The sequence below is a fragment of the Achromobacter pulmonis genome (genome assembly GCF_902859765.1).
GTDB lineage: Bacteria > Pseudomonadota > Gammaproteobacteria > Burkholderiales > Burkholderiaceae_B > Achromobacter > Achromobacter pulmonis.
The window spans coordinates 340,521-363,236 of record NZ_CADIJV010000001.1 but is presented as its reverse complement, the minus strand read 5'-3'; the positions used below and the strand labels follow the sequence as shown (position 1 = coordinate 363,236).

At 67.9% G+C, this 22,716-nt stretch carries 16 protein-coding genes; 6 read left to right on the top strand and 10 right to left on the bottom strand.

All coding sequences use genetic code 11. The features are described 5' to 3' along the window. The first annotated feature begins 5 nt into the window (after window positions 1-5). Entirely contained in the window at window positions 6-3,143 is a 3,138-nt protein-coding gene (axyY, locus tag HV701_RS01620; protein WP_175131389.1) for a multidrug efflux RND transporter permease subunit AxyY, read from the top strand. Then, window positions 3,140-4,531 carry a multidrug efflux RND transporter outer membrane subunit OprZ gene (gene oprZ, locus HV701_RS01615; protein ID WP_175131388.1) on the top strand — a complete coding sequence of 464 codons (1,392 nt, stop codon included), beginning with the start codon at window positions 3,140-3,142 and terminating at the stop codon, window positions 4,529-4,531. The genes axyY and oprZ overlap by 4 nt, the downstream gene beginning before the upstream one ends. 41 nt (window positions 4,532-4,572) lie before the next feature. Here the strand turns inward: oprZ and HV701_RS01610 are convergent, their stop codons facing one another. The 6 genes from HV701_RS01610 to HV701_RS01585 form a co-directional block, all read right to left on the bottom strand. After that, the gene (locus tag HV701_RS01610) at window positions 4,573-5,235 is read right to left on the bottom strand and encodes a helix-turn-helix transcriptional regulator (RefSeq protein WP_175131387.1); all 663 of its coding nucleotides are present in this window, start codon (window positions 5,233-5,235) and stop codon (window positions 4,573-4,575) included. A gap of 25 nt (window positions 5,236-5,260) precedes the next feature. After that, on the bottom strand, window positions 5,261-6,691 hold the full coding sequence (locus HV701_RS01605; protein ID WP_175131386.1) for an efflux transporter outer membrane subunit: 1,431 nt from the start codon (window positions 6,689-6,691) through the stop codon (window positions 5,261-5,263). 10 nt (window positions 6,692-6,701) lie between these two features. Next, window positions 6,702-9,821, bottom strand: a complete 3,120-nt coding sequence (locus HV701_RS01600) for a MexW/MexI family multidrug efflux RND transporter permease subunit (RefSeq protein ID WP_175131385.1) — start codon at window positions 9,819-9,821, stop codon at window positions 6,702-6,704. 16 nt (window positions 9,822-9,837) lie between these two features. Then, a complete protein-coding gene (locus HV701_RS01595; RefSeq protein WP_175131384.1) occupies window positions 9,838-10,968 on the bottom strand; it encodes an efflux RND transporter periplasmic adaptor subunit in 1,131 nt (376 codons plus the stop codon). A 191-nt stretch (window positions 10,969-11,159) separates the two neighbouring features. After that, complete coding sequence (locus tag HV701_RS01590; protein WP_175131383.1) at window positions 11,160-13,130, bottom strand: BCCT family transporter; 1,971 nt, start codon at window positions 13,128-13,130, stop codon at window positions 11,160-11,162. A gap of 167 nt (window positions 13,131-13,297) precedes the next feature. Next, window positions 13,298-13,921, bottom strand: a complete 624-nt coding sequence (locus HV701_RS01585) for a TetR/AcrR family transcriptional regulator (protein WP_175131382.1) — start codon at window positions 13,919-13,921, stop codon at window positions 13,298-13,300. A gap of 259 nt (window positions 13,922-14,180) precedes the next feature. Between HV701_RS01585 and HV701_RS01580 the strand changes: the two genes are divergently transcribed. From HV701_RS01580 to HV701_RS01570, 3 genes are read left to right on the top strand one after another with little or no spacing between them, the layout of a single operon-like run. Beyond that, entirely contained in the window at window positions 14,181-15,251 is a 1,071-nt protein-coding gene (locus tag HV701_RS01580) for an efflux RND transporter periplasmic adaptor subunit (RefSeq protein ID WP_175131381.1), read from the top strand. Next, window positions 15,248-18,421, top strand: coding sequence for an efflux RND transporter permease subunit (locus HV701_RS01575; protein ID WP_175131380.1), 3,174 nt, complete (start codon window positions 15,248-15,250; stop codon window positions 18,419-18,421). The genes HV701_RS01580 and HV701_RS01575 overlap by 4 nt, the downstream gene beginning before the upstream one ends. 2 nt (window positions 18,422-18,423) lie before the next feature. Then, entirely contained in the window at window positions 18,424-19,929 is a 1,506-nt protein-coding gene (locus HV701_RS01570) for an efflux transporter outer membrane subunit (protein WP_175131379.1), read from the top strand. Window positions 19,930-20,157: 228 nt separating this feature from the next. Here the strand turns inward: HV701_RS01570 and HV701_RS01565 are convergent, their stop codons facing one another. From HV701_RS01565 to HV701_RS01550, 4 genes are all read right to left on the bottom strand, one after another. Further along, window positions 20,158-20,583: an Lrp/AsnC family transcriptional regulator gene (locus HV701_RS01565; protein ID WP_047992161.1), complete on the bottom strand. Its 426-nt coding sequence runs from the start codon at window positions 20,581-20,583 to the stop codon at window positions 20,158-20,160. An 84-nt stretch (window positions 20,584-20,667) separates the two neighbouring features. Continuing rightward, window positions 20,668-21,021, bottom strand: a complete 354-nt coding sequence (locus HV701_RS01560) for a gamma-glutamylcyclotransferase family protein (RefSeq protein WP_175131378.1) — start codon at window positions 21,019-21,021, stop codon at window positions 20,668-20,670. Window positions 21,022-21,224: 203 nt separating this feature from the next. Next, complete coding sequence (locus tag HV701_RS01555; protein WP_175131377.1) at window positions 21,225-21,482, bottom strand: hypothetical protein; 258 nt, start codon at window positions 21,480-21,482, stop codon at window positions 21,225-21,227. A gap of 47 nt (window positions 21,483-21,529) precedes the next feature. Beyond that, window positions 21,530-21,733, bottom strand: a complete 204-nt coding sequence (locus HV701_RS01550) for a cold-shock protein (protein ID WP_175131376.1) — start codon at window positions 21,731-21,733, stop codon at window positions 21,530-21,532. A 429-nt stretch (window positions 21,734-22,162) separates the two neighbouring features. On the opposite strand from HV701_RS01550, the gene HV701_RS01545 reads away from it, so the two are divergent. Then, window positions 22,163-22,621: a hypothetical protein gene (locus tag HV701_RS01545; RefSeq protein ID WP_175131375.1), complete on the top strand. Its 459-nt coding sequence runs from the start codon at window positions 22,163-22,165 to the stop codon at window positions 22,619-22,621. Window positions 22,622-22,716 lie beyond the last annotated feature (95 nt).

Sequence of the window (22,716 nt, the reverse complement as noted above, 5' to 3'; positions counted from 1 at the left end):
CCGCCATGGCGCGTTTCTTTATCGATCGCCCCGTCTTCGCGTGGGTGATCTCCCTGCTGATCGCGCTGGTCGGCGTGTTGTCGATCCGCGCGCTGCCGGTGGCGCAGTATCCGGACATCGCGCCGCCCGTAGTGAATATCGGCGCCAGCTATCCGGGCGCCTCGGCCAAGGTGGTCGAGGAAGCCGTCACCGCCATCATCGAACGCGAGATGAACGGCGCTCCGGGGCTGATGTACACCGCTTCCAGCAGCGATTCCACCGGTTGGGCCAGCATCAACCTGACCTTCAAGCAGGGCACCAACCCCGACATCGCGGCAGTGGAAGTGCAGAACCGCCTGAAGGCGGTCGAGCCGCGCCTGCCCGAATCGGTGCGGCGCGACGGCGTGCGGGTGGAAAAGGCGGCCGACAACATCCAGCTGGTGGTGTCGCTGAAGTCGGACGGCAGCCTGGACGACATGCAACTGGGCGAACTGGCCGCCTCCAATGTGCTGCAGGCGCTGCGGCGGGTCGAAGGCGTGGGCAAGGTGCAGTCGTTCGGCGCGGAAGCGGCGATGCGCATCTGGCCCGATCCGGTCAAGCTCACCGCCCTGTCGCTGACGCCGGGGGACATCGTCTCGGCCCTGCGCAGCCACAACGCGCGTGTCACCATCGGCGAGCTGGGCAACCAGGCCGTGCCAAAGGATGCGCCGCTGAACACCAGCATCGTGGCGGGCGAATCGCTGCATACGCCGGAACAGTTCGCCAACATCCCGCTGCGCGCGCAACCCGATGGCGCCACGCTGCGCCTGAAGGACGTGGCGCGGGTGGAACTGGGCGGCACCGACTACATGTACCTGTCGCGCGTCAACGGCATGACCGGCACCGGCCTGGGCATCAAGCTGGCGCCGGGTTCGAACGCGGTCGAGACCACCCGCCGCATCCGCGAGACCATGCGCGAGCTGGCCCAGTACTTCCCGCCGGGCGTGAGCTGGGACATTCCGTATGAAACCTCCACTTTCGTCGAGATCTCGATCAAGAAGGTGCTGATGACCCTGCTGGAAGCGGTGGCGCTGGTGTTCTGCGTGATGTATCTGTTCATGCAGAACCTGCGCGCCACGCTGATCCCGACGCTGGTGGTGCCGGTGGCGCTGCTGGGCACGCTGGGGGTGATGCTGGGGCTGGGCTATTCGATCAACGTGCTGACGATGTTCGGCATGGTGCTGGCCATCGGCATCCTGGTGGACGATGCCATCGTGGTGGTCGAGAACGTCGAGCGCATCATGGCCGAAGAGGGCCTGTCGCCGCATGACGCCACGGTCAAGGCCATGGGCCAGATCAGCGGCGCCATCGTCGGCATCACGGTGGTGCTGGTGTCGGTGTTCGTGCCGATGGCATTCTTCGACGGCGCGGTGGGTAACATCTACCGCCAGTTCGCCGTGACGCTGGCGGTGTCCATCGCCTTCTCGGCCTTCCTGGCGCTGTCGCTGACGCCGGCGCTGTGCGCCAGCCTGCTCAAGCCGGTCCCGGCCGGCCACCACGAAAAGCGCGGTTTCTTCGGCGGGTTCAACCGCGCCTTCGCGCGCCTGACCACGCGCTACACGGCGCAGGTGGCCGGCGTGCTGGCGCGGCCACTGCGCTTCGGACTGGCCTACGCGCTGGTGATCGGCGTGGCCGCGCTGCTGTTCGCGCGCTTGCCCTCATCGTTCCTGCCTGACGAAGACCAGGGCAGCTTCATGGCCATGGTGATCCTGCCGCAAGGCTCGCCGCAGGCCGAGACCATGGCCGTGGTCAAGGATGTCGAGCGCTACATGATGGAGCATGAGCCGGTGCAGTACGTGTACTCGGTCAACGGCTTCAGCCAGTACGGCAGCGGCCCGAACTCGGCCATGCTCTTCGTCACGCTCAAGGACTGGAAGGAGCGGCGCGACCCGGCGTTGCAGGTGGACGCAGTGGTCAAGCGCATCAACGAGGTCTTTGCCGCGCGCAAGAACCTGATGGTGTTCGCGCTCAACTCGCCGCCGTTGCCCGATCTGGGCTCGACCTCGGGCTTCGACTTGCGCCTGCAGGACCGCGGCGGCGTCGGTTATGAAGCGCTGACGCGGGCGCGCCAGCAACTGCTGGCCAAGGCGGCGGAACATCCGGCGCTGACGGACGTGGTGTTCGCCGGCCAGCAAGAAGCGCCGCAACTGCAGCTGCACGTCGACCGTGACAAGGCGCAGGCCATGGGCGTGCCGATCGACGAGATCAACACCGCGCTGGCAGTGATGTACGGCTCGGACTACATCGGCGACTTCATGCTCAACGGGCAGGTACGGCGCGTGACGGTGCAGGCCGATGGCAAACGTCGCGTGGACCTGGATGACATCTCGCGCCTGCACGTGCGCAACCTGCAAGGCCAGATGGTGCCGCTGTCGGCCTTCACGACCTTGAAGTGGTCAATGGGACCGCCGCAGTTGAACCGCTACAACGGCTTTCCGTCATTTACCATCAACGGCTCGGCGGCGCCGGGCCACAGCAGCGGCGAAGCCATGCGCGCCATGGAGGCGCTGGCGGCCGAGCTGCCGCGCGGCATCGGCTTCGACTGGTCAGGCCAGTCGTACGAAGAGCGGCTGTCGGGCAACCAGGCGCCGGTGCTGTTCGCGCTATCGGTACTGATTGTGTTCCTGGCGCTGGCGGCCCTGTACGAAAGCTGGTCGATTCCGCTGGCGGTGATCCTGGTGGTGCCGCTGGGCGTGATCGGCGCGCTGCTGGGGGTAACCGTGCGCGGCATGCCGAACGACATCTACTTCAAGGTCGGCCTGATCGCCACCATCGGCCTGTCGGCCAAGAACGCGATCCTGATCGTGGAAGTGGCCAAGGACCTGGTGCGCGACGGCCAGGGCGTGCTGTCGGCCACGCTGGAGGCCGCGCGGCTGCGGCTGCGGCCGATCGTAATGACCTCGCTGGCTTTCGGCGTGGGCGTGCTGCCGCTGGCGCTGGCCAGCGGCGCCGCGTCCGGCGCGCAGGCCGCCATCGGCACCGGCGTGCTCGGCGGAATCATCACCGCCACTGTGCTGGCGGTCTTCCTGGTGCCGCTGTTCTTTCTCATCGTGGGGCGCATGGTCGGCATGCGCGCCCGCCCCGCGCGCCCCGCAGGCCGCGAAACGCTGGAGACGACGCCATGAAAACCGTGGCAATGACCTTGCTGGCGCTGGCCCTGTCCGGCTGCTCGCTGGCGCCGACCCACGAGCGCCCCGCGGCGCCGGTGCCGGCGCAGTACGACACGCCGGCACTGCCCGGCCAGGCCGCCGCGCCACAGGACTGGCGCGCCTATTTCAACGACCCGGCGCTGCAGGCCTGGATCGCGGCCGCGCTGGCCAACAACCGCGACCTGCGGGTGGCGGCGTTGCGCATCGAGGAAGCGCGCGCGCTGTACGGCGTGCAGCAGTCCGAACGTCTGCCGGCCATCGACGCCAGCGGCGAATTCAGCCGCGGCCGCGCGGCCGAGCCCGGCCAGCCGCGCATGCCGGTGGCCAACCGCTACCGCGCGGCTGTCGGCATCACCGCCTTCGAGCTGGATTTCTTCGGCCGGGTCAGGAGCCTGTCGGACGCCGCGTTGGCGCGCTATCTGGCCAGTGAAGAAGCCCACCGCGCCGCCACGCTGGCGCTGGTGGCGGAGACGGCGACGGCCTACTTCAACCAGCGCTCGCTGGCCGAGCAACTGCGCCTGACCGCCGACACGCTGGCATTGCGCGAGACCACGTTGACATTGACCCAGCGCCGCTACGACGCCGGGCTGGAGACGGCCATTGGCCTGCGCACCGCGCAGATGCTGGTGGAGAGTTCGCGCGCCACGCTCGCCGCGCTGACCCGCGAGGCCAACCTGGCGCGGCATGCGCTGGGCCTGCTGGCGGGCGATTTCGCACTGCCGGTCGGTGTCGATGCCACGCCGCTGGAAAGCCAGGCCCTGACGCCGCTGGCCGCTGGCCTGCCGTCCGAACTGCTGGCCCGCCGCCCCGACCTGCGCCAGGCGGAACAGGCGCTGCGCGCGGCCAACGCCGACATCGGCGCGGCGCGCGCGGCGTTCTTCCCGTCGGTGCAACTGACCACCGACATTGGCACCACCGCCGACCGCTTCTCGGATCTGTTCAGCGGCGGCAGCGGCGGCTGGAGTTTCGCGCCGCGCCTGACGCTGCCGATCTTCAACGCCGGCCGCAACCGCGCCAACCTGTCGTTGGCCGAGACCCGCAAGCACATCGCGGTGGCGCAGTACGAAGGCAGCATCCAGGCGGCGTTCCGCGATGTGGCCGACGCCTTGTCGGCGCGCGATGCGCTGCGCGACCAGATCGCGGCCCAGCGCAAAGTGCGCGACGCCGACCGCGAACGCCAGCGGTTGGCCGAGCGACGCTATGCGCGCGGGGTGGCGAACTACCTGGAGATGCTGGAGGCACAGCGCAGCCTGTTCGAGTCGGAACAGGAATACATCCGGCTGCAGCAGCGCCGGCTGGTCAACGCGGTGGAGCTGTACAAGGCGCTGGGGGGCTGGGACGACGGTTCATCGCCGGCATCCTGACGCAAGGCCGACCTCGCGGCGATGCCGGGCGCGCCGCAAGGTCAGGCGCGCGCGCTGATGCGGTAGGCGCAGCGGCGCGCGCCCAGCAGGATGTGCTCTTCGCGCTCGACCCGCACATCCTGGCCCAGCACCTGCTGGAACAGCGCCAGCTCGCTGCGGCAAAAGCCCATACAGGCCTGGGCCGCCGCGCAGATGGGACAGTGGTTCTCGATGAACAGGAAGTCATCGCCGTCACGGCGCATCTCGGCCATGTAGCCTTCGGCCGAGCGCACCCGCACCAGTTGCTCGAGCCGCTGCGGCAGGTCTCGGGCGCCGGCCAATGCCTGCAGGTAGTTGGCCCGCATGGCCGCCTCGCGCGCCAGGATCAGCTTGTCCACGCCTTCTTCGCCGAACACCTGACGCGCGGCGTTGATCATCTGCACCGTCATGTCGGCGTGCGTGTCGGGAAAACGGCGCTGGCCGGCCTCGGTCAGGAACCAGATCTGGGTGGGCCGGCCGCGCCCCGCGCTGCGGCTTTCCGAATCCACCAACCCGTCCGCGTGCAGGCGCGTCATCTGCTGGCGCACCGCCTCGGCCGTGACGTCGAGCGCCTTGGCGATGACCGCGACCGATTGCGGGCCGCGCGTTTTGAGCGCCATGAGCACGCGGTCCGCCGGCTGGTGCGGCTGCCAGGAAATAGGGTGGGACAGGTGGTCGTCGGACATGGAAGGTCGGTAAGGCGCTAAGCCCCTATGGTGCCACGAACGGCGCCTCCCAGCCGCCGCCCAGCGCCTTGTAGAGCGCGACCAGGCTGGTATAGGAGGCCGTTTCGGCCACCGCCACCGCGTCCTGCGCCCGCAGCTGCGTGCGCTGCGCGTCCAGCACCGTCAGGTAGGGCGCGCTGCCTTCGCGGTAGCGCAGGCGCGCCAGTTCCGCCGCGCGGCCGCTGTAGGCGGCCGCCTGCGCCAGGCTGCCCAGCCGCTGCTGGGTCTGGCCGTACTGCGTCAGCGCCCCCTCCAGTTCCTCGACCGCCTGCAGCACGGTCTGCTCGTAGCGCGCCACCTCGCCCTGCGAACGCGCCTGCGCCGCCCGCTTGCGCGCCTGCGCGGTGGGCAGGTGGAAGGCCGGCCAGTTGACGCCGGGCGCCACGCTGAAGGCGCGGCTGGAGGCGCTGCCGAAGTCGGCGCCGCGCAGAGCCACGAAACCGAGGAAGCCGCCCAGGTCGATGCGCGGATACAGTTCCGCCGTGGCCACGCCCACGTCGGCATTGGCCGCCGCCATGTTGCGCTCGGCCGCCCGCACGTCGGGACGGCGCGCCAGCAAGGCGCCGACGTCGCCGATCGGCAGGCGCGCCGCCAGCGGCGGCTGCGGCGTGGCCGCGTCCAGCTCGCCCAGCTCCACCGGCCGCAGCCCGGCCAGCACCGCGAGGCGGTACCGCGCCAGGCGCCGCGCGGTTTCCTGCAGCGGCACGCTGGCCTGCACCGTTTCCAACTCGGCGCGGGCGCTGGCCAGGTCGCCCTCGTCGCCGCGGCCGGCCGACACCATGGCCTGGATCACACGCAGGCTGTCGCGCTGGCTGTCCAGGTTGGCGCGCGCCACCGCCAGGCGTTGTTCGGCGCCGCGCAGTTCAAAGTAGTTGCGCGCCACCTCGGCCACCACCACGATGCGGGCCTGCGCCAAGTCGGCCGCCTGGGCCTCGCTGCGCGCGGCCGCGCCTTCGGCGGCGCGGCGCAGGCGGCCGAACAGGTCGATCTCCCAGGTGGCGTCAAAGCCCGCGCGGTAGCTCTTGGCCAGGTTGCGCTCGCCCGTCACGCCGGGGTTGGCCTGCGACAGGCTGCGCTCGAAGCGCCCGCCCAGCGTGACGGTGGGGAACTGGTCGAGTTCCTTCTCGTCCAGCGCCGCGCGCGACTCGGCCAGGCGGGCCTGGGCGATGCGGATGTCGTGGTTGCGTTGCAGCGCCAGGGTGACCAGGCGGTCCAGCTGCGGGTCCTGCAACTGCTTCCACCAATCCTGCTGCACGCGGTCGGTGGAGAACAGCGCCTGCTCGGGGCTGGCCAGCGCCACCGGCGCGGCCCGCGGCTTCCGGTAGTCGGGACCGACGGCGCAGCCGGCGGTAGCCAGCACGGCCAGCAGCACCGTGGCGCCACGGCGCAGGCGTTGGGACAGATCGGGATGTTTCATGGTCGGCTCCTCAGTGCGTTGCGGCGGGGCGCGGCGCGGCGGCCGACCGCGCGTCCTCGGCCTGCGCCTGCGCCAGCTCGCGGGCGCGCGGCGTGTCGTTGGCGGCGCGGTGGTCGCGCGCCAGCAAGGTGTAGACGGTGGGCAGCACGAACAGCGTGAAGAGCGTGCCGACCAGCATGCCGACCACGATCACCAGGCCCAGGCTGTAGCGGCTGTGGGCGCCGGCGCCGCTGGCGAACAGCAGCGGGATCAGGCCCACCACCATGGCGGCGGTAGTCATCAGGATCGGACGCAGGCGGATGCGGGCGGCGTGCTCCATGGCGCCGCGCCGGTCCAGGCCATGGCTGATCTGCATCTCGTTGGCGAATTCCACCATCAGGATGCCGTGCTTGCTGATCAGCCCGATCAGCGTCACCAGACCGATCTGCGTGTAGATGTTGATGGTCGCCATGCCCAGCGCCAGCGGGATCAACGCGCCGCAGATCGACAGCGGCACGCTCACCAGAATGATGAACGGGTCGCGCAGGCTTTCGTACTGCGCCGCCAGCACCAGGTAGATGACGATGATGGCGAAGATGAAGGTGATCATCAGCGCCGAGCCTTCCTGGCTGAACTGACGCGCGTCCGATTGCCAGTCGTAGCTGAAGCCGGCCGGCAACTGCTGCGCCTGGCGCGTCAGGAACTGCACCGCATCGCCCATGGTCACGCCGGGCATCGGGATGGCCTGGAAGGTAGCCGCGTTGAGCTGGTTGAATTGGGTCAGCTTGTTGGGCTCCACGCCCATCGACACCGACACGATGTTCGACAGCGGCACCTGCGCGCCGCTGGCGCTCTTGACGTAGTACCGCGCCAGCGATTCGGGCGAGATGCGGTGCTCGGGCAGGCTCTGCGGGATCACGTCGTACGAGCGGCCGTCCATGCCGAAACGATTGATGTAGTTCTCGCCCACCAGCACCGCCAGCGTGTCGCCCACCGCCCTCATGGTGACCCCCAGGCTGTTGGCCTTGGCGCGGTCCACCTTCAGTTGCACCACCGGGTTGTTGTAGTCCAGGTCGCTGTCGACCACCATGAACAGGCCGCTGGCGCGCGCCGCCTGCTTCAGGTTTTCCATGGCCTCGTACACCACCGGGTAGTCGGCCGCGCTCATGATGACCATCTGCACCGGCAGGCCGCCGGTCGAGCCCGGCAGCGGCGGCAACTGGAAAGCGAAGATATTGCTGCCCTCGATCTGGTTGACCATCGATTGCATGTCGGCCTGGATCTGGTCGGCCGAGCGCTTGCGCTCGTGCCAGTCGACGAAGTCCACGCCGCCGATGCTATTGGATACGCCGTCCGAGCCGTTGATGAGCCAGCGGCCCTTCTGCTCGGGCAGCGTCGCCATCACATCGTCCCACTGCTGGCCGAACTTCTCGACGTAGTCGATGTTGGCGTGCTGCGGCGATTTGATCGCGGTGAGCACGGTGGACTGGTCCTCGACCGGCGCCAGTTCGCGCTGGGCGGCGTTGTACAGGAACGGCAAACTGGCCATCACCCCCACCGCCACCAGGCCGGTGACCCAGCGATGATGCAGCGACACGTCCAGCAACCGGCCGTAGGCGTCTCCCAAGCGGGCAAAGAAGTGTTCGGCGCGGCGCGCCATCCGGCCTTCGGACACCTGGCTGTCGAGCAGGAACGAACTCATTACCGGCGACAGCGTCAGCGCGATCACCCCTGACACCACCACCGCCCCCGCCAGCGTGAAGGCGAACTCCTTGAACAAGGAACCGGTCAGGCCGCCCATGAGGCCGATCGGCGCATACACCGCCGCCAGCGTGATGGTCATGGCGATGACCGGGCCCGCCACTTCGCGCGCGCCGATCAGAGCCGCGCGCACCGGCGACTTGCCCTCTTCGATATGGCGGTGCACGTTCTCGACCACCACGATGGCGTCGTCCACCACCAGACCGATGGCCAGCACCATGGCCAGCAACGTCAGCAGGTTCACGCTGAAGCCGAACAGCGCCATGATGGCTGCGCCGCCCAGCATCGACAGCGGAATGGTGACCACCGGAATCAGCACCGCGCGCAGCGAACCGAGACACAGGAAGATCACCGCCACCACGATGACGACGGCCTCCATCAGCGTGTGCACCACGCCGTCGATCGACGCGCTGATGAAGCGCGCCAGCTCGAACGGCACCTGCACGCTGGTGCCGGGCGGCAGGTTCTGCTTGATGCCGGGCAGCAGCTCGTTCAGGCGCTTGACGATCACCAGCGGGTTGCCGACCGGCGTGGCATTCAGGCCGAAGTACACGGCAGGCTCGCCGTCCATCAGGCCGCTGGAGTCGGTCGAGGCCGCGCCCAGTTCGACAGTGGCTACGTCGCCCAGGCGCACGATGGCGTCGCCTTCACGCTTGATGACCATGTCGCGGAACTCGGCCACGTTGACCAGGTCGGTGTTGACCTTGATGTTGGCCACCACGTACAGGCCCTTGGCCTGCCCGGGCGCGGCCTGCACGTTGTTCTGGCGCAGGGCCTCGGCCAGCTCGCCGGCCGAGATGCCGCGCGCGGCCAGCCGGTCTGGGTCGAGCCAGACCCGCATCGCCAGCTTCTGGCCGCCGTACAGTTCCACGCTGGCCACGCCGTCGATCGACGATAGTTGCGGCTGCACCACGCGCGACAGGTAGTCGGTCAGCGCCGGCAGCGACATGGTCGAGCTGGAAAAGCCCACGTAGGCCACGGCCGTCGCCTCGCCGGCCGACTTGACCAGCACCGGGTCGTAGGCGTCCTGCGGCAAGCGATATTTGACTTCGTTGACCTTGGCCATGACCTCGGTCATGGCCTTATTGGAATCGGCGTTGAGCTTCATGCGCACCGTGATCACGCTGCGGCCCTGGGTCGAAGACGAAGACAGGTAGTCGATGCCTTCGACGGTGGCGACGGACTGCGCGATGGGCTGGGTGACGAAGCCCTGCATCAGGTCGGGCGAAGCGCCCGGGTACTGCGTGGTAATGGTGATGGTGGTGCTTTCGGTCAGCGGGTACTGGCGGATCGGCAGGCCGCTCAGGGCGCGCAGCCCGAGCAACAGCAGCAGCGTGCTGACCACCAGCGCCAGCACCGGCCGGCGCACGAACAGGTCGGTGAATTTCATGATCGGCTCCGCGGGCTCAGCGGGCTTGCGCCACGGATGGCGCCGCGGCGTCCAGCGCCACGGTATCCTGGGTGCTGATCTCGACGGCCGCGCCGTTGTGCAGGCGCAGTTGGCCCGAGGTCACCACGCGGTCGCCGGGCTTGAGGCCCTTGGTCACCACCACCCGGCCGCGCACGCGCTCGGCGGTCTGCACATAGGCCTGGGTCACGGTGGGCGGCGCCGACGCATCACCGGCCTTGGGCGGCGTCACCACATAGACCGAATCGCCATAGGCGCTGTAGCTGATGGCGGTTTCCGGCACGGTCAGCACGCCCGGCCGCGGCGGCAGCACCACCTGGCCGTGGGCGAACATGCCCGCCGCCAGGGCGCCGTCGGCATTGGCCAGCGTGGCCTGTACCCGCACGGTGCGCGTGCCTGGATCGACCTGCGGTTCGATGGTGGTGACGGCGCCGTCAAACACCCGGCCGGCATGGGCATCGACCGTCACGGTGACCGGCTGGCCGGGGCGCAGGACGCCCAGCGCCTGCTCCGGCAACGTGATGTTGGCGTAGACACTGGCCGCATCGGTCAGCGACACCAGCGGATCGCCGGCGCGGGCGAACTGGCCCAGGTTGACGCGACGCACGCCCAGCACGCCGTCGAACGGCGCCTTGACGCGCTTCTGGTCGATCAGCGCCTGGATCCGCTTGATCTCGCCGATGGCCTGGTCGTAGTCGGCCTGGGCCTGCTCCAGTTGTTCGCGGGTGGCGGCCTGTTGCGGCACCAGGCGGCGGGTGCGCTCCAGCAAGGCGCGCGCGTTCCTGGCCTGGGCCTGCAGGCGCGCCAGTTCGCCCTGCTCGGGCGCGTCGTTCAGTTGCACCAGCAATTGGCCGGCGCGCACCCGCTCGCCCGGCGTGAACAGGATCCGCGCCACGCGGCCATCGGCTTCGGCCGACACCAGCACCTGACGCGTCGCCTCGAGCGTGGCGATGCCCGACAGCGCCGCCGGAAAGTCCGCCTGCTGCACGGGCGCGACCGCCACCTTGGCCGGGGCCATGGCCCAGCCGCCCCGTTGCTCGCCGCGGCCGAATTTCCAATACAGCCCGCCGCCCCCTATCACCGCCAGGGCCAGCAGCCCCGCCGCCCACGCGCCCGATTTCGACTTCATGATTCTCTCGCCATTTATCAAAGTAACGGCTTGGATAATCCTTGAAAAATCAGACGAAGTCAAAAAACCTAAAGTAATGTTGAGGATTGAGAAAGCCTATCGGTGGCAAATGGCCAAAAAAAACCGCCGGCGAATGCCGGCGGTTCGGGCAACAACAGGCTGGCGCGGGGCCAGTCCCGGGAAAGTCCGTCCTAGGTGCGGACCATGTGCAGGTAATGGCGATGGCGCTCGTACTGATCGAGGATGTCGCCGATGACGGCATCACGGCTCCAGCCCATGATGTCGTAATCCTGCCCGCCCTCACGCAAGTGGACCTCGGCGCGGAAGTACTTGCGCTCTTCCTCGTCGGCGGCCTCTTCGGGCGTCAGGCTGGGGCGCACGAAGGCCTGCGGCCGCACCGAGTAGAAGAAGTCCAGGTGTTCGCCGTGATTGACTTCGAGCATGATGTCGCCCTCGCCTTCGCCTTCCTTGACCACGACCGCGTAGCCCTGCTTGCGCAGCTCGTCAGCCACATCCTCCAGCGCCGGCTGCACCACATCGGCAATGAAGCGCATCACATGGGCCCGCCGCGGCATCATCACCATGTTGCGCAGGCGCCGCTCCCAGGATTGACCGCCGCGCGCCGGGCGCGACAGCGTCAGCGATTGAAACCGGATGCCGCGCTTGGTCGCATCCAGCTTGAGCGCCTTGAACAGCCCCCACAGCGACAACAGCAGGATCACGGAAAATGGCAGGGCGCTGGCGATAGTCGCGGTCTGCAGCGCGGTCAAGCCATCGGCCAGCAACAGCGCGATGGCCACCGCGCCCATCAGCAACGACCAGAAGATGCGCTGCCATACCGGCGTGCGGTCGGAACCGCCAGAGGCCAGCAGATCCACCACCAGCGCGCCGGAGTCGGCTGACGTCACGAAGAACACCGCGACCATGGCGATCGCCACCAGCGAAATCACGCCGCTCCATGGCAATTGCTCGAAAAAGGCGAACAGGGCCAGTGAACTGTCGCCCTGCACCGTCTGCGCGAAATCCTTGAGGCCATCGACCAGGATGAGATGGATGGCGGTATCGCCGAACACCGTCATCCAGAACAGGGTGAAGCCGGCGGGCACCAGCAGCACGCCGCTGACGAATTCGCGAATGGTGCGGCCGCGCGAAATACGGGCGATGAACAGCCCCACGAACGGCGACCAGGCGATCCACCAGCCCCAATAGAACAGGGTCCAGCCGCCGATCCAATCGGTCGGCTCGTAGGCATACAGGTTGAAGGTCTTGTTGACGATATCCGAGAGATAGGCGCCAGTATTCTGCACAAAGGTCTGCAGCAGGAATACGGTGGGGCCGACCACCAGCACGAACATCAGCAGCACGGCGGCCAGCACCAGATTGGTCTCGGACAGGATACGGATGCCCTTGTCCAGCCCGCTCGCCACCGACAGCGTCGCCAGGCCACAAGTGACGATGATCAGGATGATCTGCGTTGGCACCCCCACCGGCACGCCGAACAGATGATTCAGGCCGCTGTTGATCTGCGCCACGCCCAGTCCCAGCGACGTCGCGACGCCCAGCACGGTGCCGAGGATGGCGAAGATGTCGACCGCGTGCCCTATCGGGCCGTAGATGCGATTGCCGATCAGCGGATACAGCGCGGAGCGCAAGGTCAGCGGCAGGCCATGACGGTAGCTGAAGAACGCCAGGATCAAGGCCACGATGGCATAGATCGCCCAGGCGTGCAGCCCCCAATGGAAGAAGGTGATCTTCATCGCCTCGCGGGCGGCGATGGCATTGCCGCCCGCGCCGACCGGCGGCGACATGAAGTGCATGACCGGTTCGGCCACGCCGAAGAACATCAGGCCGATGCCCATGCCGGCCGAGAACAGCATGGCGAACCAGGTGAAATTGCGGTAGTCGGGTTCGCTGTGGTCCGGTCCCAGCTTGATGTCGCCGTAGCGGCTGACGGCCAATAACACCACCGACAACAGGATGATGGCGACGACCAGGATATAGAACCAGCTGGCATTGCCCAGGATCCAGGCCTGGACCGACTCGAACAGACTCTGCGCGGCCTTGGGCGCGCTGATCGCGAAACCCACCAGCAACAGCGTGAACACCGCCGCCGGATAGAAAACCGGGCGATTGATGGTGGGTGGTCGGGTTTCTGAAGACATGCTGCCGCTCCTTTCGCCCGAGGGATACCAAAGGCTGCGGCGCTGGCCCCCTCAGTCCAGCCGGCGCGCCGCATCATTACTAACATGTTGTGGGCGGCCATGACAACAATGGCCGCCAGTGCCGCCGCCGCGCAAGGCGGTCATGGGCCCATGGCTGACGCCCGGCGCTAGCCGGAATCGCGCTCGCCGAACACCACGCGGCGGAAGAATCCCGCCAGTACCGCTTCGGTCGTTTCCGCCGGCACGCCCTGCGGATCGAAGGCGAAGCTGAACTGCATGCCATCGGACAGCGCCAGCAGGCCAATGGCCAGCTCCCGGGCCGGCAGCGGCAAAGGCGTGCCGACGAGCAGCGAAAACTGGCGGATGTACTCAGTGGTGGCGTCGCGCAATTCGCCCATGCAGGCGATGAAGCCCACCCGGAATTCGGGATCGCGCGCCGCCTGCAGCTTGGCTTCCATCCACAACAGAAAGCACTCGTTGTCGCGGAAGTGACTGCTGTAGTAACGCAGCACGCTCTCTTCCATCTGCTCGCGGCTTTCACCGCCTTCGAAAATGGCGCGCATGTCGCCCATCACGTTCTCGTGATCGCGCTTGAGCAGTTGCAGGAAAAGTTCGGATTTGCTGGAGAAATTGGAATAGAAAGCGCCGCGGGTATAGCCGGCCAGTTCGGCGATGTCCTCGACGCTGGCGGCGACGAAACCCTTGGCCAGGAAGATCGATTGCGCGGCATCGAGCAGACGCTGGCGCGTCTGGTCACGGCTTTGCTCTCGCGTAAGGCGGACTTTTGACATGGGCCGATTCTAGCATCGGCCACTATTTCAGATTCATTCTTGTATCTGAATACATATATGAATTAGAATCCATCGCATATTTGATCGCCCGAGTACGACATCGCTGTCCGCCGTACTCCCTGCCTTCTTCCCTGCCCGCGTCGCGAGGTGTTTCGTGAATCTTCCTGGTCTTTGCGCGTCCGCCGTCGCGCGCAATCCCGCCGCCCGCGCGGCACACTCCCCGTCGCCTCCGCGCGGCGCCCGGCCCGTTCTGGCCTTGATGCTGGCCCTGGCACTGGCCGGCTGCGGCAGCCAAGAGGCCGAAGCGCCTGCGCCGCGCCCCGTGGTCGCCATGCCCGCCCAGGCCGACGCCGCGCTGCCGGCCTGGATCCTGCCGGGAGAGGTGCAGGCGCGCTACAGCACGCCACTGTCGTTCCGCGTGGGCGGCAAGATCATCGAACGCACGGTACGGCTGGGCGATCGCGTCGCGCCCGGCCAGGTAGTCGCCAAGCTCGATCCCGCCGACGCCGCCAAGAACGCGGCCAGCGCCCGCGCACAGTTGGCCGCGGCCCGGCACCAACTGGACTACGCCAGGCAACAACTCGATCGCGATCGCGCCCAGGCCAGGGAGAACCTGATCGCCGCCAATCAGCTCGAACAAACCCGCAACGCCTATGCCTCGGCCCTGGCGCAGCGCGACCAGGCGGCGCAACAGGCCGCGCTGGCGGCCGACCAGCTCAACTACACCACCCTGACGGCCGACCATGCGGGCGTCATCACCGCCGAACAGGCCGACACCGGCCAGAACGTGGCAGCCGGGCAGGCGGTCTACAACCTGGCCTGGTCGGGCGAGGTCGACGCGCTATGCGACGTGCCCGAAAGCGTGCTGGCCGGCCTGGCCGTCGGCCAGCGCGCCACCGTCACGCTGGCGCCACTGCCCGGCAAGACCTTCAGCGCCGTGCTGCGCGAGATCGCGCCGGCCGCCGATCCGCAGAGCCGCACCTACCGCGCCAAGCTGACGCTGGAATCGCCCCCGCCCGAACTGCGCCTGGGCATGACCGCCAGCATCAGCTTCGACAATCGCCAGGCCAACGGCGCCACCACCTACACGGTGCCGGCGACCGCGCTGTTCCATGACGGCACCGAACCGGCCGTCTGGGTCATCAAGCCGCAGGAAGACACGCTGGAACTGCGCCGCGTGCAGGTGCTGCGCTACGACGCGCGCAGCGTCACCCTGTCGCAGGGCGTGCAGGTCGGCGAGCGCGTGGTATGGCAGGGCGTGCATGCCGTGTCGGCCGGCGAGAAAGTCCGCGCGGTGCCGCCGCTGCACCCCGAGGACTTCGCCTCATGAGCGCGCCCGTTCCTGACAATCAAGGCGCGTCGCCGCGGCACGAGGAAGGCCGGTTCAACCTGTCGGCCTGGGCGCTGCGGCACCAGCCACTGGTGATTTTCCTGATCACGCTGGTGACGCTGTTCGGCGTGCTGTCGTATTCGCGCCTGGCGCAGTCGGAAGACCCGCCCTTCACCTTTCGCGTGATGGTGGTCAAGACCCTTTGGCCCGGCGCCACGGCGCAACAGATGCAGGAGCAGGTCACCGACCGCATCGCCAGGACGCTGCAGGAAGCGCCCTCGACCGACTTCCTGCGCAGCTACTCTCGCCCCGACGAATCGCTGATCTTCTTCACCATGAAGGACTCGGCGCCGGCCAGCGAGGTAGCCGATGAGTGGTACCAGGTGCGCAAGAAGGTCGGCGACATGGCCGCCACCCTGCCGCAAGGCGTGCAGGGACCGTTCTTCAATGACGAATTCGGCGACGTCTACACCAACATCTACACGCTGGCGGGCGACGGCTTTTCGCCCGCGCAACTGCGCGACTATGCCGACAGCCTGCGCACCGTGCTGCTACGGGTGCCGGGCGTGGCCAAGGTCGACTACTTCGGCGAGCAGCCCGAACACGTCTACATCGAGATCAGCAACGCCCAGCTGACACGGCTGGGGGTGTCGCCGCAGCAGATCGCCCAGGCCATCAACAGCCAGAACGCGGTGGCCAGCGCCGGCACGCTGAGCACCGCCGACGACCGCGTGTTCGTGCGTCCCAGCGGCCAGTTCCAGGATATCCGCGCGCTGGCCGAGACGCTGATCCGCGTCGATGGCAAGTCGATCCGGCTGGGCGACATCGCCACCATCCACCGCGGCTACGATGATCCCCCCATCGAGCAGATGCGCGCGGGCGGCCAGCCGGTGCTGGGCATCGGCATCACCATGCAGCCGGGCCGCGACGTGGTGCATCTTGGAAAGGCGCTGGACGCCAAGTTCGGCGAACTCAAGGCCCGTTTGCCAGCCGGCCTGACGCTGACCGAAGTGTCGAGCATGCCCAAGGCGGTGTCGTTCTCGGTGGACGAGTTCCTGCGCTCGGTGGCCGAGGCCGTGGCCATCGTGCTGATCGTCAGCCTGGTGTCGCTGGGCCTGCGCACCGGCATGGTGGTGGTGATCTCGATTCCGGTGGTGCTGGCGGTGACGGCGCTGTTCATGGACCTGTTCGGCATCGGCCTGCACAAGGTCTCGCTGGGCACATTGGTGCTGGCGCTGGGTCTGCTGGTGGACGACGCCATCATCGCGGTCGAGATGATGGCGGTGAAACTGGAACAGGGCTGGAGCCGCGCGCGCGCCGCCGCCTTCGCCTACACCAGCACCGCCTTCCCCATGCTGACGGGCACGCTGGTGACGGTGGCGGGCTTCCTGCCGATCGCGCTGGCCAAGTCCAGCACCGGCGAATACACCCGCTCGATCTTCCAGGTGTCGGCCATCGCGCTGATCACCTCGTGGTTCGCCGCGGTGGTGCTGATCCCGCTGTTGGGCTACCGCATGCTGCCCGAGCGCAAGCGCGAGGCGCACCTGCCCGACGACCACGAGCACGACATCTACGACACCCGCTTCTACCGGCGCCTGCGCGGCTGGGTCGCGTGGTGCGTGGACCGCCGCTGGCGCGTGCTGCTGGCGACGCTGCTGGTGTTCATCGTGGCGATGGCCGGATTCCGGCTGGTGCCGCAGCAGTTCTTCCCCAGCTCGGACCGCACCGAGCTGCTGGTGGACGTGCGGCTGCAGGAAGGCGCCTCGTTCGCGGCCACGCTGCGCCAGGTTGAACGGCTTGAAAAGGTGCTGGCGGGCCGGCCCGAGATCGCCCATTCGGTGAGCTTCGTCGGTACCGGCGCGCCGCGCTTCTACCTGCCGCTGGACCAGCAGTTGGCCACGCCCAACTTCGCCCAGATCGTCATCACCGCCAATTCGGTGGAGGACCGCGACAAGCTGGCCCACTGGCTGGAACCGGTGCTGCGCGAGCAGTTCCCGGCGATCCGCAGCCGCCTGTCGCGGCTGGAGAACGGCCCGCCGGTGGGTTTCCAGGTCCAGTTCCGCGTCAGCGGCGACAAGATCCCCGAAGTGCGCCAGGTGGCCGAAAAGGTCGCCGCCGAGGTGCGCGCCGACAGCCGCGCGGTCAACGTGCAGTTCGACTGGGACGAGCCGTCCGAGCGTTCGGTGCGTTTCGATATCGACCAGCAGAAGGCGCGTGAGGTCGGCGTGAGTTCGAGCGACATTTCCAGCTTCCTGGCGCTGACGCTGTCGGGCTACTCCGTGACGCAGTACCGCGAACGCGACAAACTGATCAATGTCAGCCTGCGCGCGCCCGAACACGAGCGGGTCGATCCGGGCCGCCTGGCGACCCTGGCCATGCCCACGCCCAACGGCCCGGTGCCGCTGGGCAGCCTGGGCCAGGTGCGCTACGGCCTGGAGTACGGCGTGATCTGGGAACGCGACCGCCAACCCACCATCACGGTGCAGGCCGACGTCACCGCCGGCGCCCAAGGCATCGACGTCACCCATGCCATCGACCGCAAGCTGGACGCGCTGCGCGCCGGGCTGCCGGTGGGCTACCGCATCGAAGTCGGCGGCCCGGTCGAGGAAAGCGCCAAGGGCCAGTCCTCCATCAACGCGCAGATGCCCATCATGATTGTCGCGGTGCTGACGCTGCTGATGGTGCAGCTGCAGAGCTTCGCCCGCGTGCTGATGGTGGTGCTGACCGCGCCGCTCGGGCTGATCGGCGTGGTGGCCGCGCTGCTGCTGTTCGGCAAGCCGTTCGGCTTTGTCGCCATGCTGGGCGTGATCGCGATGTTCGGCATCATCATGCGCAACTCGGTGATCCTGGTCGACCAGATCGAGCAGGACATCGGCACCGGGCACAAGCGCATCGACGCCATCGTCGGCGCCACCGTGCGGCGCTTCCGCCCCATCACCCTGACGGCCGCGGCGGCGGTGCTGGCGCTGATCCCGCTGTTGCGCAGCAACTTCTTCGGCCCCATGGCCACCGCGCTGATGGGCGGCATCACCAGCGCCACGGTGCTGACGCTGTTCTTCCTGCCCGCGCTGTATGCCGCCTGGTTCCGTGTGCGCCACGACGAGCGCGAAACGCCCGAAGGCGTACCGCCCGGCGCCCACGCCGGCGACAACGTAGAACGAGGAGCCTGACGATGTCCCCCCGTCTCCCGACCCCGGCCTGGCGCCTGGGCACCCTGCCGCTGCTGCTGGCGCTGGGCGCCTGCGCCTTCGCCCCCGACGGCAGGCCACCGGCGATGGCGCAACCCGCGCAATATGGCGTCGAACCGCTGCCGGCCAACGGCGTCCCCGCCCAGGGCGTGGCGCAACGCTATGCGCGCGATGCCCACCCGGTGCCCGAGTGGTGGCAGCACTACGGTTCGGACGCGCTCAACGCCATGGTGCAGGAAGGTCTGGCCAACAGCCCCGACCTGGCCGCGGCCGAGCGCAACCTGGCTGGCGCCCGCGAGCAATTGCGCGGCCAGGTCAATGCCTCGCTGCTGCCATCGATCGACGCTGGCGCCGAGGGGTCGCGCAAGCGCGCGTTGACCATGCCGGAAATGCGCGACCCCACCGCGCTCTATAACGTCTTCACCGGACAGATCCAGGCCCGCTACGAGCTGGACCTGTTCGGCGCAGCGCGCTTCGAGAACCGCTCGGGCGCGGCGCAGGTGGCGCAGCAGGCGTTCCGGCTGGAGGCGGCGCGCCGTGCCCTGGCCGGCAATATCGTCACCGGCGCCATCACCTCGGCCTCGCTGGCCGAGCGCGTGGCCTTGACTGAAAAGCAAGTCGTGCTGGCACGCCGGGTGGCGCGCGACACGCAGCGCCGCTACGAACTGGGAGCGGCCTCGCAGAACGATGCTTTGCAAGCCGACCAGGATGCCGCCACGCTGGCGGCCTCCCTGCCGGGACTGCGCGCGCAATGGCAGGCGACGCGCCATGCGCTGGCAGTGTTGATGGGCCGCACCCCGGACCAGGCCCCGCCTGACCTGGCCTTCGGCGCCCTGACCGTTCCGGCCGAAGTGCCGGTGCTGGTGCCCTCCGAATTGCTGGCGGCCCGCCCGGACATCCGAATCGCCGACGCCGCCCTGCAGGCCGCCGCGGCGGATGTCGGCATGACCACGGCGCGCTTGTTTCCCAGCCTGTCCTTGTCGGCCTCCATGGGCCAGGGCGGGTTCAACTGGCCGGCGGCGCTGTCCGGCGCGGGCTCGATCTGGGCGCTGGGCGCGTCCCTGACGCAGCCGATCTTCCACGGCGGGGCCTTGCTGGCCGAGCGCCGCGCCGCCAGGGAGCGTTATGCCGCCGCCACCCAGCAATACAAGCAGACCGTGCTGACCGCCTTCCGCGACGTGGCCGACACGCTGGCGCGGCTGGACGCGGACGGCCAGGCGTTGGCGTCGGCCGAGGCATCGCGACGGGCCGCCGAGCAGTCGCACCGCAATACCGCCAACCGGGTGCGGCTGGGGGCGCTGCCCCCCTACGCCGCGCATGCCAGCGAACAGCATTACGTCGCGGCACGCGTGCGCGAGGTGGAATACGCCAACGCCCGCCTGACCGAGACGGCGGCGCTGTTCCAGGCGATGGGTTCACCGGTGCACGCGCCACAGGCGTCGGCGGGCGTTGACTCGGCCGCACCGTCCGCGCCTGGGCCGCAGCAATAGCGCGGCAAGGGCGCGGGTGATGGCGGCGCCCGCCAATTTTCGGAACGTGGTGTGGGTTGGAGCAACCGGGGAGGAACCTCTAACGGGTGGTTCGTGCTGTCGCCCTGGCGGTGTTTGGGCCTTCGTGGCGACGCAGGTTTGTTCGATGGAAGATCTTGCAGGGTCGCCCAAGGCGGCCGCGCGGGCGGCCGTTGTGGACGTTCGGTAGTGCGAAGATCGGTAGCCAGCTCAATCGAGCTTGTAGCTTTTCAGGTGAATGCTGGTTTCCGTGGCGGAGATGGCCTTGATGAGGCGAACGCGGTCCAGGACGCGGGACATTTCCTCGATGTTGGCGACGCGCAGTTCGGCCAGCAGGTCCCAGCGGCCGTTGGTGTCGTGCAGGGCGACGACGGCGGGGTCGCCCAGGAGGATGCTGACGACGCGGCGGGTTTCGTTGCCGTCGACGGCGATATTCATCCAGGCGCCGATCTGGTCGGGTTGGGATTCGGGGCGCAGCCGGACGGTATAGCCGACGATGATGCCCTCGTCTTCCATGCGGGCGATGCGGTTGTTGATCGTGCCCCGCGACACGTCGAGCTTCTTGGCCAGGGTCGCGACGGTTGCGCGTGCATCGGCACGCAACAGGCCCAGCAATTGCTGATCGAGTGTGTCCATGATTGCTCCAGCCTGAAAATTGGCCCCAGCCCCGCATCGTATACGGATTCGATGCGGGGCTGGCGCGGCAGTCCGGCCAGGCGTTCAGGCCTTGATGTACACCCAGGCGTGCACGCCGGACTTGAGCAGCACCGCGACGCGCTTGTAATCGGACACCTCGTAGCGATCGGCCGCCTCCAGTTCCTGCTGCGTGACCTCGAACACCATGCCCGGCACTTCGTCCTTGGGGTCGTAGGTGGCATGGACGATGGGATGCCGTGCCAGGCCACTGGTCTTGATGACCTCAGGGTCGGTGATATCGACCCAATGCTGCACGTAGCCGGTCATGGCGTCCTCCCGGCCGTCGAGTTCACGGCCGAAGTTGGCGCGTTGCACCGCCTTGTCCCGCAACGTGCCGTAGGAGAAAAGCAGAATGCGGGCTTCGTTCGATTCAGGCACTTTCGTGTCCTCCAGGAAATACCTTTTCCGCCAGTTTATGGGTTTTGAATGAACGTCAGGGAAACCGGGCCGCGGCAGCGGCGCCAACGCGAGCAAGGCGGCTCGCGCATGCCGGCGCAAACGACATGGCCGCCCGGTTGCCCTGGGCGGCCATGTCGTTTGCGCCGGCGCTTGCCGCGCGGACCCGTCGCCGGGCCTGGCGGTCAAGCGGGCCTGGCATGCGCATCGACCACGATGCGGCCGTGATGGATTGCGGCATCCACCGCCATGCTGGGGCTGGAGACGGATCCACCCGCCGCGAACAGCGGCACGGCGTAGGGTTCGCCGAGCCGGTCCTGATCGCCGGCCAGTTCCACCGCGACCGTCGCCGTGAAGGCGGGGCCATTCGATCCGCCCGCGGCCACGCGGGACACGCTCGCGGTCAGCCGGTAGCCTTTGTAAACCATGTTGTTGTGGAGCATAAGCCCTCCGTCGTTAAGCAAAAGGCCCGCTTGCGCGGGCCTTTCTTTCACAATGCGCGGATCTGCGTCGCGTGCGGCCCCTTGGAGCCCTGTGCGGTGACGTAACTGACGCGCTGGTTTTCCAGCAGCACCTTGTGGCCATCGCTGACGATTTCGGAGAAATGGGCGAAGAGATCCTTGCCGCCGTTCTCGGGCATGATGAAGCCAAAGCCCTTGGCGTCGTTGAACCATTTGACGATTCCGGTTTCCATGTTTCTTTCCTTGGTGGATAACGGGCACAGCCCGCGAAGTGAGCCAGTCAAGGAAAGGACGGCGAACAATGAGGCCCCTCGAAAGAGGAGCAAGACCGGACGATGATCACGATGCTCGAAAAGCTTCTATCCCACTATGGGTGCTAGCCACCATAAAGTCAACCACCGTTTCCAAATAGCGCCTCGCTCGCCATTGCGCGCTGGCCGTGGCCCGCTGTGACCGGGAAAACCGCTGATTTTTCACGAAATACGCCGTTCGCGCCTGGCAACCGGCGCGCTTTCCCGCGCAGGGACGCCAAAGCGCGTATGCTGTCCCGATGGTGCTTGACCGCGCGATCCTCGCCGCATCGCCATGTACAGGAGCACCACCATGACCTCGCACTCTCCCCCCGCTACCCGCCCTGGCCTCGGGCTTTCGGCAGCGCGCGCTTGAGCGCGCTCAAGCGGTCGATCGCGCGTTTCGCCAACGCCTGCGTCAAGCTGCTGCCCCGGCCATCCGGCCCGCCCGCCAGCCCCGCGCCGCGCGCTGCCTCGCATGGCGGCGCCGTCGCCGCACGCCCGGGCCACGCGGCGATTTCCTCGCCCTGGCGCATCTATCGCATCTATGCCCGCCCGGGCCACCTGCTGATCCGCAATGAACAGGGCGAAATCCACGAACTTGGCGTCATGAAGGGCAGTGAGCCCAACCTCAGCTACCGCCTGTATGCCAAGGACCTCAAAGGCCAGGGATTCGCCTCCCGCACACAATTGCTCGACGATATCGCGCGCCGGATCGAGACGGGGGAAGTGGGTCGCGAACTGCTCTCGCTGCCCGTGAACAGCACGCCTCTGGGCGTCGATCTGGATCGCGGTTCGCACACCGATGTGTCGATGAAGCTGGCGCGCTAGCCGCCGGCATTGCCGCGTCCGGCGGCCCACGGCAAGAAACGGATAGCCGGGCCGGTCGGAGCTGCCTATCGTGGCCGTGTCATTCACTCACAGGA